Below are 18,246 nucleotides of genomic sequence, written 5' to 3' on the forward strand. Positions count from 1 at the left end.
CGGGCGGTTCCACCGAACCGCAGGCGACATAGATCAGTCGGTTGCCCTCAGCCTCGATCACGCCCCAGCCGGTGCGGCGCAGGCCGGGGTCGATGCCGATGATGCGAACGGGTTGGCGAATCGGGAGCGCGGTCATGGGCCAGTGATAGCGGTTGGCCCATGATAGCGAAACAGAAACAGAACAGAAGTCCCCGGAGAAAGGGACCCTCAGCCGCCCATCTTCGCCATCAGGGCGTCCGATACCTCGAAATTGGCGTAGACGTTCTGGACGTCGTCATGCTCGTTGAGCAGGTCCATCAGCTTGAGCAGCTTCTCGCCGGTCTCGTCGTCGACCGCGACCGTGTTCTGCGGCTTCCAGATCAGCGCGGCCTTGCGCGGCTCGCCGAACCTGGCTTCCAGTGCCTTGGCGACGTCGCGATAGCTTTCCGTTGAAGCGTAGATTTCGTGGCCGCCCTCGCCCGAGACCACGTCGTCGGCGCCGGCCTCGATCGCGGCATCCAGCACTGCGTCGTCATCGGCAACGCTGCGGTCATATTCGATGATGCCGGTGCGGTCGAACATGAAGGAGACCGAACCGGTTTCGCCGAGATTGCCGCCGGATTTGGTGAAGAAGGAGCGGATGTCGGAGGCGGCGCGGTTGCGGTTGTCGGTCAGGGCCTCGACGATGACGGCGACACCGCCCGGGCCGTAGCCCTCGTAGCGGATCTCGTCATAATTCTCGCCATCGCTGCCGAGCGCCTTCTTGATGGCGCGCTCGATATTGTCCTTCGGCATGTTCTCCTGCCGCGCGGCGATCACGGCGGCGCGCAGGCGGGGGTTCATGGCGGGGTCGGGCGTGCCGAGCTTGGCTGCGACGGTGATTTCCCGCGCCAGCTTGCCGAACAGCTTCGACTTCTGGGCATCCTGCCGCCCCTTGCGATGCATGATGTTCTTGAATTGGGAATGTCCGGCCATGCGTGATCTTCTCTAGGGAATCGTGCGTCAAAGGTGAGCCTGGGGATGCGCGGCCTTATAGGCCGCCAACCCGCCGGAATGAAAGAGCCTCTCATACTTTAAGGTAAGATCGTAGAGGCCAGTGCCCAAAACTCAGGCACCGTTAACCCTGATTTCATCCCGGCCTGCAAAAATAGCGTCCGGCCATCTTCCCACAAGAGTAGTCCCAATGGCGTTCGCATTTTTCCGGAAGCGCCTGCCCGACATGGTGGCGCCAGCGGCAAGCCCGCAGACCGCGGTGCCGGCCGCCCAGCCCGCGCCGGCTCCGGCCACGGAAGCCGATTCGGCCCGCGAGATCCTGGAACTGCTGGAACTCGAGCTCGGCGCCATGATCCGGCAGCTCGAGCGCGCCGCCAATTCGGTCGCGGGCGGCGCCGATGCGACCGCGGCGACGCTCGCCGATATCCGTAGGCGTACCGACGCGCTGACCGGGCGGACCAATGCCGCGCAGTCCAACGCCTCGAGCTTTGCGGATGCCGCCGACAAGTTCACCCAATCCGCACGAGGCATCGGCACGCAGGTCCGCGAGGCCGGCAAGCTCGCCGATCAGGCCAGCGCCGCGGCGCAGGAAGCGCGCGAAAATGTCGACCGCCTGCGCGAATCCTCTGCGGCGATCGGCAACGTCGTCAACCTGATCGCCCAGATCGCGCGGCAGACCACACTGCTCGCGCTCAACTCCACCATCGAAGCCGCGCGCGCCGGCGCTGCCGGCAAGGGCTTTGCCGTCGTCGCGACCGAGGTGAAGGCGCTGGCGGTGCAGACCCAGAGCGCGACGGAGGAGATCTCCAAGAAGATCGACGCGCTGCAGCGCGACGCCGCCGGCTCCGTCGACGCGGTGCACCGGATCTCGCAGGCGATCGAGGCGATCCGCCCGGTGTTCGACACCGTCAACGGCGCGGTGGCCGAGCAGAATGCCACCACCAGCGAGGTGTCAGGCAACGCCAGCAGCGCCTCGCAATTCATCATCGCCGTCGGCGAGAGCGCGGCCGAGATCGACGCCGCGACCAAGGCGGCCGAGACTCACGGCGAGAACGTCGCCAGCGCCGGCAAGGCCGTGACGACCTTCGCGCAGAAGCTGAAATCGCGCTGCGCGGTGCTGCTCAAGCAGAGCGAGCACGACGACCGCCGCAAGACCGAGCGCCTGCCCTGCCATCTCAAATTCGACAGCGCGCGCGGCGTGCTGCCGGTCTATGAGATCGCGATGGACGGCGTCTTGATCGGCGGCACGGAAGCATCCAGGCTCGCAGCCCAGGCGATCATCGACGGCAGCCTCGAAGATATCGGCGCCTGCCGCCTGCGGGTGATCGAGCAATCCAAGGCCGGCGCGCGCACGCAATTCGTCAGCCCCAATGCCGAGCTGCGCGAAAAGATCGAAGACAAGCTCTGGTCGATCCACGAGGAAAACACCGAGTTCGTCACCCGCGCGATGGAGGCCGGCAACGCGCTGACAAAAATCTTCGAGCAGGCCGTCGCGCGCGGCGAGGTCAAGATGGACGACCTCTTCGACACCGACTACGCGGAGATCGCGGGCACCAATCCGCAGCAATACCGCACGAAATATCTCGACTGGGCCGACCGCGCGCTGCCGCCGTTCCAGGAGGCCTTTCTCGCCAGGGAGCCGCGCATGGCGTTCTGCGCCATGGTCGACCGCAACGGCTTCCTGCCTGTTCACAACAAGATCTATTCACATCCGCAGCGGCCGGGCGATGTCGCCTGGAACACGGCCAATTGCCGCAACCGGCGCATCTTCAACGATGCAGCGGGGCTGGCGGCCGCGCACAACCAGCGCTCCTATCTGATCCAGAGCTATGCGCGCGACATGGGCAACGGCAACACGGTGATGATGCGCGAGATCGACGTCCCGATCCGCGTACAGGGCCGGCACTGGGGTGGCTTTCGCACGGCTTACAAGCTGTAGCGAGCAAAATATCGAAAACAACCCCATGCACAGTAGCCGGGGCGTGAGGAATCAATGGCTTGGCGCCACATCACGCGCCAGGCGTCTAAGGGCTGTTGACTCGTCGGGCAAAACACCTGCGACGTGGGCACAGCAACAGACCGTGCGCCTCTCGCCGCCTCCCAATTTTCCCAATCGCACGAATTTCGTCATCGCGTGATTTTGCGTGTTCGCACGATTGTCCTGCTCCGATCGGCGGCGTCATGACGAAAATGCGTCAAAACATGACGATTATCATATCAATTAGCCCAAAAGCTTTGCAGCAATCGCCGCACAAATTCGTGAACGTCATGGCGTGACGCTTCGCCGGCGCAGATATGCATTGCTGCGAATTTGAAAGCTTCATCGTTGCGCATCGGTATGATCATGGTCGCGCGAAATTTCGCCGAGCAGGTCGCCGCAAGCGATCCGGTGCGAGCAAGGGGATGCATATGGCAACAGTTCTCACCATCAATGGCGAAACGAAATCGTTCGATGCACCACCTGACATGCCGCTGCTGTGGGTGCTGCGCGACATCCTGGGGATGACCGGCACCAAGTTCGGCTGCGGCATCGCGCAATGCGGCGCCTGCACGGTGCATGTCGATGGCAAGGCGGTGCGCTCCTGCGTGCTCCCGGTCAGCGCGGTCGGAAGCCGCGCCATCACCACCATCGAGCATGTCGGCACGACGCCCGCGGGCGCGAAGGTGCAGAAGGCCTGGCTGGAGGCCGAAGTGATCCAGTGCGGCTACTGCCAGTCCGGCCAGATCATGTCGGCCGCGGCGCTGCTGGCGACAACGCCCAATCCTGACGATGCCGACATCGATGCAGCGATGGCCGGCAACATCTGCCGCTGCGGCACCTATGTGCGCATCCGCGAGGCCATCAAGCTCGCCGCCACCGGCAAACAGGCGTGAGGTCCGCCATGAATGCACCCGACAATCTCTCCCGCCGCGCGCTGCTGACCGGCGGCCTCGCCGGCGGTTTCCTGCTCGCCTTCCATCTACCGCTGCGCGCCGCCCCGAACGAGCCGGTGCAGAAGGACGCGACCGACGGCAAGTTCGCGCCGAACGCCTTCATCCGCATCGACGAGACCGGCCGCACCGTGCTGATGATGCCCCAGGTCGAGATGGGTCAGGGCACGTATACCTCGATCTCGGCAGTGATCGCCGAAGAGCTCGACGCCGACTGGAGCAAGGTCGAGGTGCAGCACGCCCCGCCCGACGACAAGCTTTACGGCAACCCGACCTTCGGCTTGCAGGTCACCGGCAATTCCAATTCGATCCGCGCCTGGTGGCTGCCGCTGCGCAAGGCCGGCGCGACCGCGCGCGCGATGCTGGTGCAGGCCGCCGCCAGCCAGTGGGACGTCGAGCCGGCAAGCTGCACGGCTTCGAGGGGCGAGGTCGCCCATGCCGCGAGCGGCCGCAAGCTTCGCTATGGCGAGCTGGCGCTTGCCGCGCAGAGCCAGACGCCGCCCAAGGACGTCGCAGTCAAGGACCCCAAGGATTTCGTTCTGATCGGCCAGCCGCTGAAGCGGCTCGACACGCCGGACAAGGTCAACGGCAAGGCGCTCTACGGCATTGACGCGATCCTGCCCGACATGAAGATCGCCGCGATCGCCAATTGCCCTGTGTTCGGCGGCAAGGTCGCCAAGGTCGACGACAGCGCGGCGATGAAAGTCGCCGGCGTGCGCAAGGTCGTCGTGCTCGACGACGCCGTTGCCGTGATCGGCGATCACATGTGGGCGGCGAAGAAAGGTCTCGAGGCGCTCAAGATCGAATGGAACGAGGGGCCGAACGCAAAAATCTCCACCAAGGACATCTGGGACGATTTGCGCAAGGCCAGCGAGAAGGACGGCGCGGTCGCCAAGTCGACCGGTGATATCGCCAACGCGCTCGCCGCTGGCGACAGGTTCGAGGCGGCGTACGAACTGCCGTTCCTGGCGCACGCCTCGATGGAGCCGATCAACGCCACCGTCCATGTCAGGCCAGATGCCTGTGAGATCTGGACCGGCACGCAGATCATGACGCGGGTGCAGTCGGAGGCGGCGAAGGCCGCCGGTCTTCCCGTCGACAAGGTGATCGTCAATCAGCACCTGCTCGGCGGCGGCTTCGGCCGCAAGCTCGAGCCCGACATGGTGGTTGCGGCGGTGAAAATCGCAAAGCAGGTCGACTATCCCGTCAAGGTGATCTGGACGCGCGAGGAAGACATCCAGCACGATGTCTACCGTCCGGTTTATCGCGACCAGATCACGGCCTCGCTGGTCGACGGCAAGGTCTTAGGCTGGAAGTACAAGGTCGCGGGATCCGCGATCCTGGCGCGGTGGCTGCCGCCGGCGTTCCAGCAGGGCATCGACATCGACGCCATCGATGCCGCGGTCGATGCGCCCTACGATTTCGCCAATTTCCACGTCGAATATGTCCGGGCCGAACCGCTGTCGATACCCACAGGCTTCTGGCGCGGCGTCGGCCCGAACAACAACGTGTTCGCGGTCGAATGCGCCATGGACGAGCTGGCGCGCAAGGCCGGCAAGGACCCGATCGAATTCCGGAAATCCATGCTGACCAAGAACCCACGGATGCTCGCTGTGCTCAACCAGGTGGCTGAAAAGTCAGGCTGGGGCCAGCCGTTGCCGGCCCGCGTCGGCCGCGGCGTCTGCGTGCAGCCGTCTTTCGCGAGCTTCATCGCAACCGTGGTCGAGGCCGAGATCGACGACATCGGCGAGATCGTGCTCCGCCGCGTCACCTCGGTCGTGGACACCGGCATTGCGGTCAACCCTGACACGGTGAAGGCGCAGATCGAGGGCGGCCTGATCTTCGGCCTCACCGCCGCGCTCTATGGCGAGATCACCATCGACAAGGGCCGTGTGCAGCAGTCGAACTTCCACGACTACCGCATGATGCGCATCAACGAGACGCCGAAGGTCGAGGTGACCGTCGTCAAGAGCGGCGAAGCACCCGGCGGCATCGGCGAGGCCGGCGTCAACGCCGGACCGCCGGCGCTGCGCAACGCGATTCTTGCCGCAACCGGCGTGGCGCTGCGGCGCTTACCCGTTGACCGGAAACTGCTGGCTGCGGGGAGGAAGGCATGAACAGGACAATGCGTATCCTCGCTGGCATCGTCGTGATCGCCATCGTTGCGGTGGTAGCAGGCGTCTTCATCATCCGAGGACCGGGGCCGCTCGATTTTGCCGGCGGCACCAAGGTGGCGCTGGCGGATGACCGCGCCGGCAAGCCGACCGGTGCGCCCGCCAAGTTGGAGAAAGCGAGCCTGGTCGAGCGCGGCGAATATCTGGCGAAGGCAGCCGACTGCATGGTCTGCCACACCAAGCCCGGCGAGAAGGACTATGCCGGCGGGCTGGCCTTCAAGCTGCCCTTCGGCACGCTCTATTCCACCAACATCACGCCGGACACGGACACCGGCATCGGCAATTACAGCGACCAGGATTTTCTCAACGCGGTCCAGCGCGGCAAGCGCCATGACGGTGCACGGCTTTATCCGGCAATGCCCTACACGTCCTACACCTACATGAGCGACGAGGACGTGCTGGCGGTGAAGGCCTATCTGTTCAGCCTGCCGGCGGTGCACGCCAGGGCGCCCGACAACACGCTGTCGTTCCCGTTCAACCAGCGCTGGGCGATGATCTTCTGGTCGGCCGTGTTCAATCCCGACACGCGCTTTGCGCCTGATACCTCGAAGAGCCCGGAGTGGAACAGAGGCGCGTATCTGGCCGAAGCGCTGGCGCATTGCGGCGAGTGCCACACCCCGCGCAATCTCGGCTTCGCGCTCGACAACCGCAAGAAGTTTGCAGGCGCGATCACCGCCGGCTGGCACGCCTTCAATATCTCCTCGGACAAGGCGACGGGTCTCGGCAACTGGAGCGATCAGGATCTGATCTCGTACCTGTCGCTCGGCCACGCGCCGGGCCACGGCTCGGCCTCGGGTCCGATGGGCGAAGCCGTCGACCACAGTTTTAGCCAGTTCGCGCCGGAGGACATCCGCGCCATCGTTGCGTATTTGCGCAGCGTGCCGCCGGTCTCCTCGCCTGATCTGCCGGCCACGACGGCTCCGGTCGCTCCCGCCTCTCCCAAAGAAGGCGCGACCGCCGACGCGCGCGGCAAAAAAGTGTTCGCCAGCGCCTGCGCCAGCTGTCACGGCTGGAGCGGCGAGAGCCCGGTCTCGCCGATGGCAACGCTGACCGGCACCTGGGCCGTCAACGATCCCGCCGCCACCAACGTCGCGCAGATCGTGATCTCCGGCACCATCAGGCACACGCCTGAAGGCGCGCTGTCGATGCCGGCGTTCGGCAAGGCGTATAGCGATGACGAGATCGCGGCGGTGGCGAATTACGTCACGGCGCGGTTCGGGGCGAAGGGCTCGAATCTGACGGCGAAGGACGTGGCGGAGTTGAGGGGGCAGACGGCGGAGTAGGGTGTCGCACGTTGCCTACGGCAAGGGATTGACGCATGATCGCGCATCAATCCCCGCTGTCGTCCCGGACAAGCGCAGCGCAGATCCGGGACCCATACGCCGCAGCAAGAGTCTTGCGAAGACGAGCAATGGCAATCTCGCGCGACAACTGCTGCTGCGGCGTATGGGTCCCGGCCTTCGCCGGGACGACACCGGGACGACACTGAGTATGACGCGCTGCTAGCTCAAGGTGGGCAAAGCGACTTGTCCACCGTAGCTCGAAGAGCGAAGGCGGAAGCGTGCCCACGCGCTTTGCGAACATGGAGAGAGATCGTGGGCACGGCGCAAGTGCGCCTTTGCCCACCCTACGATTTCGGAGAGTGTAGCTTCGTTCTTCAGCTCAACCAGAACTTCGGTGTTGCCGGCTCCAGCCTTCCACCGACGCGCACCGGTGCGATGCGTAGCGCCAGCCCCGTCGCGTCATCCGTCTCCACGGCCACACCGCTGAGCGTCGCCACGCCCGCGGCCGGCTCGAACCGGCCCGACGGAATCCCCGACGTGAACCGGCGCAGCGGCTCTTCCTTCTGCATGCCGATGATGGAATCGTAGTCGCCGGTCATGCCGGCGTCGGTCATGTAGGCGGTGCCGCCCGAGAGGATCTGGTGGTCGGCAGTCGGCACATGCGTGTGGGTGCCGACGACGAGGCTGGCGCGGCCGTCGCAGAAGAAGCCGATGCCCTGCTTCTCGCTGGAGGCCTCGCAATGGAAGTCGACGACGATGGCATCCGCGGCGACGCCGAGCGGACAGGCGCCCAGCTCGCGCTCGAGCGCGGCAAAGGGATCGTCGAACGGGGTCATGAAGACGCGGCCCAAAGCGTTGACGACGAGGGCATGCTTGCCGTTCTTGGTCTCGACCAAAGCGGCGCCGCGGCCGGGCGTGCCGCGCGGATAGTTCGCGGGCCGCACCAGGCGCTCGGCGCGCTCGATGAAGACAAGCGCTTCGCGCTGGTCCCAGGAGTGATTGCCCAAGGTCACCGCGTCGGCACCGGCGTCTAAAAACTCCTGATAGATCGCTTCCGTGATGCCGAAGCCGCCGGCCGAATTCTCGCCGTTGACCACGACGAAATCGAGCGACCAGTCCTTGACCATGCCGGGCAGATATTCGGCGACGGCGCTACGCCCGCTGCGGCCGACGACATCACCCACGAAGAGAATGCGCAACTTCAGAACTCCGGAAATCGAACACGTCGCTTTCCGTTAGCACATAATCCAGCGCCACGTCGTGGGATAGTGCCGGAACCGCCTTGATCTCCTGCGCAGCGAAAGCGAGCCCGATGCCGACGATGTGCTTCGCTTTGCGCAAATGCGCGAAGGTGAAATCGTAATGCCCCGCGCCATAGCCGATGCGATGGCCGAGGCGGTCGAACGCCGCGAGCGGCGTCAGCATGATATCGGGAATGACCTCGGCGGCCGCGGGCGACGGCTCGGGAATGCCGAGCGGGCCGAGCATCAGGCGGTCGCTCGGATGGAAGATGCGGAAGATCAGCGACTGGCCGCGCGCGGTGACGCAAGGCAGCGCCAGCCTGGCGCCGTCCTCAGCGAGCTTCTTCATCAGCGGCAGCGGATCGATCTCGCTGCGGATCGGCGAATAGCCGGAGACGATGCTGCCCGGCAGCAGCTTGAACGGCAGCCCGCGCCTGGCGAGCTTTGCGGCGGCGGTGATGCGCTTCTTCTCGCTGAGCGCATCGCGCGCCGCGAGGGCCTTGGCGCGGAGTTCGGATTTTGTGTTCGTCATGTGTGCTTGCTCGCGGTCATCACCCGCGAATGCGGGTGATCCAGTATTCCAGAGGCGGTCGTGCTTCACACAAAGGCCGCGGCGTACTGGATTCCCCGCTTTCGCGGGGAATGACACCGGTTGAGCTGGCCGCAGTCGATTCAACAGGTACAAACCAAGCAGATATCAAGTGCGAAGCCGCGGACGCCGTTGAAGCACTCGATCCCGGAGTTCCCTACGAAAGTAGGTGGGCACCATATGTCCGGGCCCACGGGCCCGGCCAGGGACAGTTCCCTAAAGGATCGATAAGGCCCCGGGGATATATGGCTCCTGACGCACGTCGCAGCCTCGCTGGAGCAATGTAACAACGATACTGACGAATCGCCAGCCCGGCGGGAGCGCCGGGCTGTGTGCCAAGCCGAAAAGTGCGCTCTCCACTGGCGCGCGCAGCGCGAGCCTGGAAGCTATCGGGCCGCAGGCGCTGTGGATGAATGGATTCCGGGCTCGCGCCATGGGGCGCGCCCCGGAATGACGGGGAGGGAGAAGATCACCCAATCGCAATCCCGTTGCCGACGGTGCGGTTCAGCACCTGGGTCGACTTTTCGATGCGCTCGGCGGCGGCGTTCAGGGCGTTGACCACGGCGGTCTGGGTCATGCGGGCGCGCTCGACGGCGGCGTTGCGGAAATCCCGGAGCTCGACCAGCTCCTGCTCCATGGTGCGGATGCGGTTGCCGGCGTCGATCAGCTCGTCGCAGACGGTCAGGGCTGCCATCACGGTGAGGCGCGCATCGCCGATCTCGCCGAACTTTCCGCGCAACGACTGGATCCGCGTCTCCAGGCTCTCGGCGAGCTTGAGCAGCCGCACCTCCTGGCCCTCCTCGCAGGCCATGCGGTATTGCCTTGCGTTGATGGTGACGTTGATGTGGCTCATCCGTCCTCTCCGGTATCGAGCACCGAGCGTATCGTGACGATCGCGGAATCCAGCCGGTCGGAGATCTCGCGATTGACGCGTTCGAGCTTGCGCGCCTTCACCAGCGCGCCGTCGAGCTCGTCGGCGAGGCGTGAGCGGTCGGCGCCCAGCGCCTGGATCCGCGCCGCAAGCTCGTTCTCGTCGCGATCGGCATCACGCCTTCGCTCGACCGCGCTTTCGAGCGCGTCGAGCGCCGCCGTGAGTCTGCGGGTCGCGATCTCGATCTCGACGGCGGACGATTCCGTCATGGCAGAGCTTTTGGATACGCGATCGTTCATGCAGTCAGCGGCGGAACCCTGTGGGCTTTGCCCGTGGCCTTCATCTTTCGGGCTTGCCGTCCGGCAAAAGACTCGGTTCGGCAAGCGGTTAGAAGCAGAAATTTACGTGGCAAGCTAGCCAAGCGCAACGCCGCCGCGAAACTATGCACCGTTCTTGCGGGCATGATCTGGCCGGAAAACCGGCCTCCACTTTTCCGGATCATGCCGTAAGCAGCTTTTCGCGCCCTGGCGCGTTTGATTGCCTTGGACTCCCGGAACCGAGGTGCTATCCCAGCCCGACCTTCAGTGGCCGAAAGGCTCCTTTCCGCGCGGGCGAATCGCCGCCAAGCGCTTCATTTCAGACGGATTTCAGACATGACGCAGGTCGACCACAACCGCATGGCCAACGCGATCCGCGGCCTCTCGATGGACGCTGTCGAGAAAGCGAAATCGGGCCATCCCGGCCTGCCGATGGGCGCTGCCGACATCGCCACTGTGCTGTTCACGCAATTCCTGAAATTCGATGCCGCGGCGCCGGCCTGGCCGGATCGCGACCGCTTCGTGCTCTCGGCCGGCCACGGCTCGATGCTGCTCTACTCGCTGCTGTACTTGACCGGCAATTCCGAAATGACGCTGGACCAGATCAAGCAGTTTCGCCAGGTCGATTCGCTGACGCCGGGGCACCCGGAGAACTTCCGCACCAAGGGCATCGAGACCACCACCGGCCCGCTCGGCCAGGGCATCTCGACCGCGGTCGGCATGGCGCTGGCCGAGAAGATGCTCGCCGCCGAGTTCGGCAAGAAGATCGTCGACCACCATACCTATGTGCTCGCCTCCGACGGCGACCTGATGGAGGGCGTGTCGCAGGAAGCGATCGCGATGGCCGGCCACTGGAAGCTCGGCAAGCTGATCGTGCTCTACGACGACAACGGCATCTCGATCGACGGCCCGACCTCGATCTCCGATTCGGTCGACCAGGTGAAGCGCTTCAAGTCGGCGGGCTGGGCCGCCGAGAAGATCGACGGCCACGACCAGGCTGCGATCGCGGCTGCGATCACCCGCGCGCAAAAATCCAACAAGCCGACGCTGATCGCCTGCCGCACCACCATCGGCTTCGGCGCGCCGCACAAGGCCGGCACCGCCAAGGCGCATGGCGAAGCGCTCGGCGCCGACGAGCTGAAGGCCGCCAAGGAAAATCTCGGCATCTCGCTCGAGCCGTTCTCGGTGCCCGATGACGTGCTGAAAGCCTGGCGCGCAGCCGGCAGCCGCGGCGCCGCGGCGCGTCAGGAGTGGGAGGCTCGGCTCGGTGAGCTCGGCAGCCGCAAGCGCGCCGAGTTCGAACGCCGCCTGCGCCATGAGCGCCCGGCTTCGCTCGCCAAAGCCATGCGCGCCTACAAGAAGGAACTGCTGGAAAAGCCGCTTGTCGCGGCCACCCGCAAATCGTCCGAAGCGGTCATCGAAGTGATCGCCGGCGCGATGCCGATGGAATTCCTCGCAGGCTCCGCCGACCTCACCGGCTCCAACAACAACAAGGCGAAGTCGGCGACCGCGTTCTCGGCCAAGACGCCGAAGGGCCGCTTCATCCATTACGGCATCCGCGAGCACGGCATGGCGGCTGCGATGAACGGCATCTTCCTGCATGGCGGCTTCGCGCCGAACGGTGCAACCTTCCTGGTGTTCACCGACTATGCGCGGCCTGCCATGCGTCTCGCCGCATTGATGGGCGCCGGCGTCGTCTACGTGATGACGCACGATTCCATCGGCCTCGGCGAGGACGGCCCGACCCATCAGCCGGTCGAGCATCTCTCAGCGCTCAGAGCCATTCCCAACATGCGCGTGTTCCGTCCCTGCGATGCCATGGAAGTCGCCGAGTGCTGGGAGCTTGCGCTGAACCGCGTGGACGGCCCGACCGTGCTGGCGTTGACCCGCCAGAACCTGCCGCAGCTCCGCACCACCGCGCCGAACGACAACCCTTGCGCGGCGGGCGCCTACGAACTGGTTCCGGCACAGGGCGAAGCCAAGGTGTCTCTGTTTGCGTCCGGCTCCGAGGTCGAGATCGCGGTGGCCGCCCAGAAGCAGCTCGCCGAGCGCGGCATCGCGTCACGGGTGGTTTCGGTGCCCTCGCTCGAGCTGTTGTTAGCGCAACCAGAAGCCAAGCGCGCGGCGATCATCGGCAACGCGCCGGTGAAGGTCGCGATCGAGGCTGCGGTGCGCTGGGGCTGGGATGCGGTGATCGGCCAGGATGGCGAATTCGTGGGCATGCATTCCTTCGGCGAAAGCGGTCCGGCGAAGGAGCTTTTCAAGCATTTCGGCATTACCGCCGAGGCCACGGTTAACGCTGTGCTGAAGCGCGTTTCCTGAGAGTTGAGCTTGCCAAAAAAAAGGACTACGTAAGGTCCCATATGATCAAGCACCGCCCGGCCGAACCGGGCGTCCGCCTCTAAAAAACCCTCGCAGGCGCGCAAAGCGCGCGCTGTGCGGGATGATGGGGTCATTGAACAGCCGTCACTGAACGGTCATAAGGAGACGAAACATGGCAGTCCGCGTTGGAATTAACGGTTTTGGTCGCATCGGCCGCAACGTCCTGCGGGCCATCGCCGAGTCCGGCCGCAAGGACATCGAGGTCGTCGGCATCAACGATCTCGGCCCGGTCGAGACCAATGCCCATCTCCTTCGCTATGACAGCGTCCATGGCCGCTTCCCCGGCACCGTGACCGTCGAGGGTGACTCGATCAGCCTCGGAGGCGGCAAGATCAAGGTCACTGCCGAACGCGATCCCTCAAAACTGCCCTGGAAGGATCTCGGCGTCGACATTGCGCTGGAATGCACCGGCATCTTCACCTCGAAGGACAAGGCCTCCGCGCATCTGACCGCCGGCGCCAAGCGCGTGCTGGTCTCCGCGCCCGCCGACGGCGCCGACGCCACCATCGTCTTCGGCGTCAACCACGAGACGCTGACGAGGGATCACCTGGTCGTCTCCAACGGTTCCTGCACCACCAACTGCCTCGCGCCGATCGCCAAGGTGCTGAACGACCTCGTCGGCATCGAGACCGGCTTCATGACCACGATCCACGCCTATACCGGCGACCAGCCGACGCTGGACACGCTGCACAAGGATCTCTATCGCGGCCGCGCGGCGGCGATGTCGATGATCCCGACCTCGACCGGCGCCGCCAAGGCCATCGGCCTGGTGCTGCCCGAGTTGAAGGGCAAGCTCGACGGCGTCGCGATCCGCGTGCCGACCCCGAACGTATCGGTCGTCGACCTCAAGATCGTCGCCAAGCGCTCAACCGACGCCAAGGAAATCAACGCGGCGATGAAGCGCGCCAGCGAGCAGCAGCTCAAGGGCGTGCTCGGCTACACCAATGCGCCGAACGTCTCGATCGACTTCAACCACGACCCGCACTCCTCGACCTTCCATGAGGACCAGACCAAGGTGCAGAACGGCACGCTGGTGCGCGTGATGAGCTGGTACGACAACGAGTGGGGCTTCTCGAACCGCATGGCCGACACCGCCGTTGCGATGAGCAAGGTGATCTGACCTCGCAGATTTCGTCATTCCGGGATGGTCCGAACGACCAGACCCGGAATCTCGAGTTTCCGGGTTCGGTGCTGGCGCACCGCCCCGGAATGACAGCCCAAGTGGTTGAGGCCATCCAATGACCAACAAATTCCGCACCCTCGACGACGTCGACGTGAAGGGCAAGCGCGTGCTGCTGCGCGTCGATCTCAACGTGCCCATGGACAATGGCCGCGTCACCGACGCGACCCGGCTCGAGCGCGTCGCGCCGACCATCAATGAAATCGCGGACAAGGGCGGCAAGGTGATCCTGCTCGCGCATTTCGGCCGGCCGAAGGGACGCGACCCCAAGGAGTCGCTGAGGCCCGTCGCGGAAGCGCTGGCGAACGTCTTGAAGAGGCCCGTCGCCTTCGCTGACGACTGCATCGGCGAGCCTGCGGCCAAGGCCGTTGCGGCGTTGAAGGATGGCGACATCCTGTGTCTGGAAAACACCCGCTTCCACAAAGAGGAAGAAAAGAACGATCCGGCCTTCGTCGCGGAGCTGGCAAAGCTCGGCGACATCTGGGTCAACGACGCGTTCTCGGCGGCGCACCGCGCCCACGCCTCGACCGAGGGCCTCGGCCACAAGCTGCCGGCCTATGCCGGCCGCACCATGCAGGCCGAGCTCGACGCGCTGGAGAAGGCGCTGGGCTCGCCGACCAAGCCTGTTATCGCCATCATCGGCGGCGCCAAGGTCTCGACCAAGATCGACCTCCTGGAAAACCTCGTCACCAAGGTCGATGCGCTGGTGATCGGCGGCGGCATGGCCAACACCTTCCTGCATGCCCAGGGCGTCGCGATCGGCAAGTCGCTGGCGGAGAAGGACCTCGCCCCCACGGCGCTGCGGATCATGGAGAAGGCGGAAGCCGCCAATTGCGCCATCATCCTCCCCGTTGACGCCACCGTCGCCTACCACTTCGCGGCCAATGCGCCCTCGCATGCCTACGGCCTCGATGCGATCCCGGCCGACGGCATGATCCTCGACGTCGGCCCGCAATCGATCGTGCGGGTCCAGGCCGCGATCGACGATGCGGCCACGCTGGTGTGGAACGGACCGCTCGGGGCGTTCGAGATGCAGCCGTTCGACCGCGGCACGGTCGCGGCCGCCAAGCACGCGGCCGAGCGCACCAAGGCCAAGAAGCTGATCTCGATCGCCGGCGGCGGCGATACGGTCGCGGCCCTCAACCAGGCCCATGTGGCAGGTGCGTTCACCTATGTCTCGACCGCCGGCGGCGCATTTCTTGAATGGATGGAAGGCAAGCCGCTGCCCGGCGTCGAAGTGCTTCGCACCAAGTAAACCGGCAGCAAGAAATCAATAGGCCCTTCAAGTCAGCTTGCAGGCCCAAACGGGAGAAATAGACAGATGGCTCGGATCACGTTGCGTCAATTGCTCGACCATGCGGCTGAGAACGATTACGGCGTACCGGCCTTCAACATCAACAATATGGAGCAGGCGCTGGCGATCATGGACGCGGCCAACCAGGTCGACGCGCCCGTCATCATCCAGGCCTCGCGCGGCGCGCGCTCCTACGCCAACGACGTCATGCTCAAGCACATGATGGACGCGGTGACCGAGATCTATCCGCACATTCCGGTGTGCGTGCATCTCGACCACGGCAACGAGCCCGCGACCTGCATGACCGCGATCCAGGCCGGCTTCACCTCTGTCATGATGGACGGCTCGCTCAAGGCCGACGGCAAGACCCCCGGCGACTGGGCCTACAATGTCGGCGTCACCAAGACCGTGACCGACATGGCCCATCTCGGCGGCATCTCGGTCGAGGGCGAACTCGGCGTGCTCGGCTCGCTCGAAACCGGCATGGGCGACAAGGAGGACGGCCACGGCGCCGAGGGCAAGCTGTCGCATGATCAGCTGCTGACCAATCCGGACGAGGCCGTGAAATTCGTGCAGGAGACCAAGGTCGACGCGCTCGCGATCGCGATGGGGACTTCGCACGGCGCCTACAAATTCACCCGCAAGCCTGACGGCGACATCCTCGCCATGAACGTGATCGAGGAGATCCACCGCAAGCTGCCGAACACGCATCTGGTCATGCACGGCTCCTCCTCGGTGCCGCAGGACCTGCAGGACATCATCAACGCCTATGGCGGCAAGATGAAGCCGACCTGGGGCGTGCCGGTTGCCGAGATCCAGCGCGGCATCAAGAACGGCGTGCGCAAGATCAACATCGACACCGACAACCGCATGGCCATGACCGGCCAGATCCGGAAGGTGCTGAAGGACAATCCGGAAGAGTTCGATCCGCGCAAATATTTGAAGCCGGCGATGGAAGCCATGACCAAGCTGTGCAAGCAGCGGCTGCAGGAGTTCAACACCGCAGGCCAGGCCGCGAAGATCAAGAAGGTGCTGACCACCGCCGAGATGGCCAGGCGCTACGCCAAGGGCGAGCTGGATCCCAAGGTCGCGTAAGCGATCGCGCGGGTGGCGTAAGACCCCTCCGCAGGCACCTTCTCCCGTCATTCCGGGGCGCCGCAAAGCGGCGAACCCGGAATGACCGATGTCCCCTCCCCTGCGACCAACGTTGTCTCGGCAATTGCCCGAGAACGGTCTATTTTCACGGGCAAGGGCAGAATCGTTTTGGGAGGACCTCTCGATGAATCTGACTGAGCTCAACAGAATCGCGACCGCCATGGTCGCACCGGGCAAGGGCATCCTTGCCGCCGACGAATCCTCCGGCACCATCAAGAAGCGGTTCGACGCGATCGGCGTGGAATCGACCGAAACGAACCGCCGCGACTATCGCGAAATGCTGTTCCGCGCCAAGGAGGCCATGAGCCAGTACATCTCCGGCGTGATCCTCTATGACGAGACGATCTGGCAGGATGCTGCGGACGGCACGCCGCTGATCAAGCTGATCGAACAAAGCGGCGCCATTCCCGGCATCAAGGTCGACGAGGGCACGCAAGCCTTACCGATGTGCCCGGGCGAGCTTGTCACCGTCGGGCTCGACAAGCTCGCCGAGCGGCTGAAGAGATATTACGAGCGCGGGGCGCGCTTCGCCAAATGGCGCGCGGTGATCGATATCGGCAGCGGCACTGACGGCCGGGGCATTCCCTCGATGACCGCGATCAGCGTCAATGCGCATGCACTGGCGCGCTACGCCGCGCTGTGCCAGGCCGCGCTGATCGTGCCGATCGTCGAGCCGGAGGTGCTGATGGACGGCGATCACGACATCGACCGCTGCTATGAGGTCACGAGCCGCGTGCTCAACAAGACGTTCCAGGAATTGCGGGTGCAGCGCGTCGCGCTCGAAGGCATGGTGCTGAAGCCCAATATGGTGGTGCCCGGAAAGAAGTGCCCGAAGCAGGCTTCCGTCGAGGAGGTCGCGGAGAAGACGATCCGGCTGCTCAAGGCCTGCGTGCCCGCGGCGGTGCCCGGCATCGCCTTCCTCTCCGGCGGCCAGTCCGACGAGGAGGCGACCGCGCATCTCAACGCCATGCACAAGCTCGGCCCGCTGCCGTGTCCGTTGCCCTGGGGCCTGACCTTCTCCTACGGCCGCGCGCTGCAGGCCGCGCCGCAGAAGGCCTGGTCGGGAAGGCCCGAGAATGTTACGGCCGCACAGAACGCATTCAGTCATCGTGCCCGCATGAACGGCCTCGCCTCCAAGGGCGAATGGCAAAGCAGCCTGGAAAAGAAGGCAGCCTAGACCTTGTCGAACAAATCGCCTCCGCCGCGCCCGGCGCCGCGTCTCTATCTCGCGACGCCCGTGGTCGATGATCCCGCTGCGCTCCTTGCCGAGTTGCCTGATCTGCTCGCAGCCGTCGATGTCGCAGCCGTGCTGGTGCGGCTGAAGGAGACCGACCAGCGCACCATGATCTCGCGGATCAAGGCGCTGGCGCCGGTCGTGCAGAACGCCGGCGCGGCCCTGCTCATCGACGGCCACCCCGAGATCGTCGCGCGCGGCGGCGCCGATGGCGCGCATCTTTCGGATGTCGCCGCGCTGGAAGAGGCGATGCCATCGCTCAAGCCCGATCGCATCGCCGGCGTCGGCGGGCTCGAGACGCGCCACGAATCCATGAATGCGGGCGAGATGGGCGCCGATTACGTGCTGTTCGGCGAGCCCGACAAGAAGGGCCAGCGGCCCTCGGCCCAGGCGATCGCCGAGCGGCTGGACTGGTGGGCGGAGCTGTTCGAGCCCCCCTGCGTCGGCTTCGCCGCCTCGATCGAAGAGGCTTACGACTTCGCCGCCAGCGGCGCCGATTTCGTGCTGGTCGGCGATTTCATCTGGGCCGATCCACGTGGGCCCAAGGCCGCGCTGATCGAGGCCGACGCCGCAATCAAGCAGGCCTTCGCGGCGGCTGCCATGGGCCAGGGCTAGCAGGCGAC

General features: G+C 65.1%; 15 protein-coding genes, 1 other RNA gene and 1 pseudogene. 10 read left to right on the forward strand and 7 right to left on the reverse strand.

Annotated features, from left to right (window positions below):
* Together AOQ71_RS49465 and AOQ71_RS40595 are read right to left on the reverse strand one after the other, a co-directional pair.
* Nucleotides 1–136: pseudogene (locus tag AOQ71_RS49465) on the reverse strand (crossover junction endodeoxyribonuclease RuvC); the annotation flags it as partial.
* A gap of 71 nt (nt 137–207) precedes the next feature.
* On the reverse strand, nt 208–954 hold the full coding sequence (locus AOQ71_RS40595; protein ID WP_057759280.1) for a YebC/PmpR family DNA-binding transcriptional regulator: 747 nt from the start codon (nt 952–954) through the stop codon (nt 208–210).
* Nucleotides 955–1,162: 208 nt separating this feature from the next.
* On the opposite strand from AOQ71_RS40595, the gene AOQ71_RS40600 reads away from it, so the two are divergent.
* The 4 genes from AOQ71_RS40600 (at nt 1,163) to AOQ71_RS40620 (ending at nt 7,360) form a co-directional block, all read left to right on the forward strand.
* Complete coding sequence (locus AOQ71_RS40600) at nt 1,163–2,911, forward strand: methyl-accepting chemotaxis protein (RefSeq protein WP_057759282.1); 1,749 nt, start codon at nt 1,163–1,165, stop codon at nt 2,909–2,911.
* Nucleotides 2,912–3,381: 470 nt separating this feature from the next.
* Nucleotides 3,382–3,846 carry a (2Fe-2S)-binding protein gene (locus AOQ71_RS40610; protein ID WP_205668307.1) on the forward strand — a complete coding sequence of 155 codons (465 nt, stop codon included), beginning with the start codon at nt 3,382–3,384 and terminating at the stop codon, nt 3,844–3,846.
* A gap of 8 nt (nt 3,847–3,854) precedes the next feature.
* Nucleotides 3,855–6,020 carry a xanthine dehydrogenase family protein molybdopterin-binding subunit gene (locus AOQ71_RS40615; RefSeq protein WP_057759288.1) on the forward strand — a complete coding sequence of 722 codons (2,166 nt, stop codon included), beginning with the start codon at nt 3,855–3,857 and terminating at the stop codon, nt 6,018–6,020.
* Nucleotides 6,017–7,360, forward strand: a complete 1,344-nt coding sequence (locus AOQ71_RS40620) for a c-type cytochrome (protein ID WP_057759290.1) — start codon at nt 6,017–6,019, stop codon at nt 7,358–7,360. Before AOQ71_RS40615 ends, AOQ71_RS40620 begins: the two co-directional genes overlap by 4 nt.
* Nucleotides 7,361–7,734: 374 nt before the next feature.
* Here the strand turns inward: AOQ71_RS40620 and AOQ71_RS40630 are convergent, their stop codons facing one another.
* The 5 genes from AOQ71_RS40630 to AOQ71_RS40645 form a co-directional block, all read right to left on the reverse strand.
* Nucleotides 7,735–8,559 carry a TIGR00282 family metallophosphoesterase gene (locus AOQ71_RS40630; RefSeq protein ID WP_057759294.1) on the reverse strand — a complete coding sequence of 275 codons (825 nt, stop codon included), beginning with the start codon at nt 8,557–8,559 and terminating at the stop codon, nt 7,735–7,737.
* Entirely contained in the window at nt 8,537–9,133 is a 597-nt protein-coding gene (locus AOQ71_RS40635) for a 5-formyltetrahydrofolate cyclo-ligase (RefSeq protein WP_057759296.1), read from the reverse strand. The genes AOQ71_RS40630 and AOQ71_RS40635 overlap by 23 nt, the downstream gene beginning before the upstream one ends.
* Before the next feature lie 170 nt (nt 9,134–9,303).
* Nucleotides 9,304–9,464, reverse strand: a non-coding RNA gene (gene ssrS / locus AOQ71_RS42145) — 6S RNA.
* 195 nt (nt 9,465–9,659) lie between these two features.
* On the reverse strand, nt 9,660–10,043 hold the full coding sequence (locus AOQ71_RS40640) for a cell division protein ZapA (protein WP_057759298.1): 384 nt from the start codon (nt 10,041–10,043) through the stop codon (nt 9,660–9,662).
* Nucleotides 10,040–10,330 (reverse strand): DUF4164 domain-containing protein, encoded by a 291-nt coding sequence (locus AOQ71_RS40645; RefSeq protein WP_083514860.1) that lies wholly within the window; start codon nt 10,328–10,330, stop codon nt 10,040–10,042. Before AOQ71_RS40645 ends, AOQ71_RS40640 begins: the two co-directional genes overlap by 4 nt.
* A 384-nt stretch (nt 10,331–10,714) precedes the next feature.
* On the opposite strand from AOQ71_RS40645, the gene tkt reads away from it, so the two are divergent.
* From tkt to AOQ71_RS40675, 6 genes are all read left to right on the forward strand, one after another.
* Nucleotides 10,715–12,700, forward strand: coding sequence for a transketolase (tkt, locus tag AOQ71_RS40650; RefSeq protein ID WP_057759302.1), 1,986 nt, complete (start codon nt 10,715–10,717; stop codon nt 12,698–12,700).
* Nucleotides 12,701–12,872: 172 nt separating this feature from the next.
* Nucleotides 12,873–13,880 carry a type I glyceraldehyde-3-phosphate dehydrogenase gene (gene gap / locus AOQ71_RS40655; protein WP_057759304.1) on the forward strand — a complete coding sequence of 336 codons (1,008 nt, stop codon included), beginning with the start codon at nt 12,873–12,875 and terminating at the stop codon, nt 13,878–13,880.
* Between the two features lie 118 nt (nt 13,881–13,998).
* On the forward strand, nt 13,999–15,195 hold the full coding sequence (locus AOQ71_RS40660) for a phosphoglycerate kinase (RefSeq protein ID WP_057759306.1): 1,197 nt from the start codon (nt 13,999–14,001) through the stop codon (nt 15,193–15,195).
* A 66-nt stretch (nt 15,196–15,261) separates the two neighbouring features.
* Nucleotides 15,262–16,329, forward strand: coding sequence for a class II fructose-bisphosphate aldolase (gene fba, locus AOQ71_RS40665; RefSeq protein WP_057759308.1), 1,068 nt, complete (start codon nt 15,262–15,264; stop codon nt 16,327–16,329).
* A gap of 184 nt (nt 16,330–16,513) precedes the next feature.
* On the forward strand, nt 16,514–17,566 hold the full coding sequence (locus AOQ71_RS40670; protein ID WP_057759310.1) for a class I fructose-bisphosphate aldolase: 1,053 nt from the start codon (nt 16,514–16,516) through the stop codon (nt 17,564–17,566).
* A 3-nt stretch (nt 17,567–17,569) separates the two neighbouring features.
* Nucleotides 17,570–18,238, forward strand: a complete 669-nt coding sequence (locus tag AOQ71_RS40675; RefSeq protein ID WP_057759312.1) for a thiamine phosphate synthase — start codon at nt 17,570–17,572, stop codon at nt 18,236–18,238.
* The last annotated feature ends 8 nt before the right edge of the window (nt 18,239–18,246 follow it).

It is taken from the genome of Bradyrhizobium manausense (assembly GCF_001440035.1).
In the GTDB taxonomy this organism is placed as follows: domain Bacteria; phylum Pseudomonadota; class Alphaproteobacteria; order Rhizobiales; family Xanthobacteraceae; genus Bradyrhizobium; species Bradyrhizobium manausense.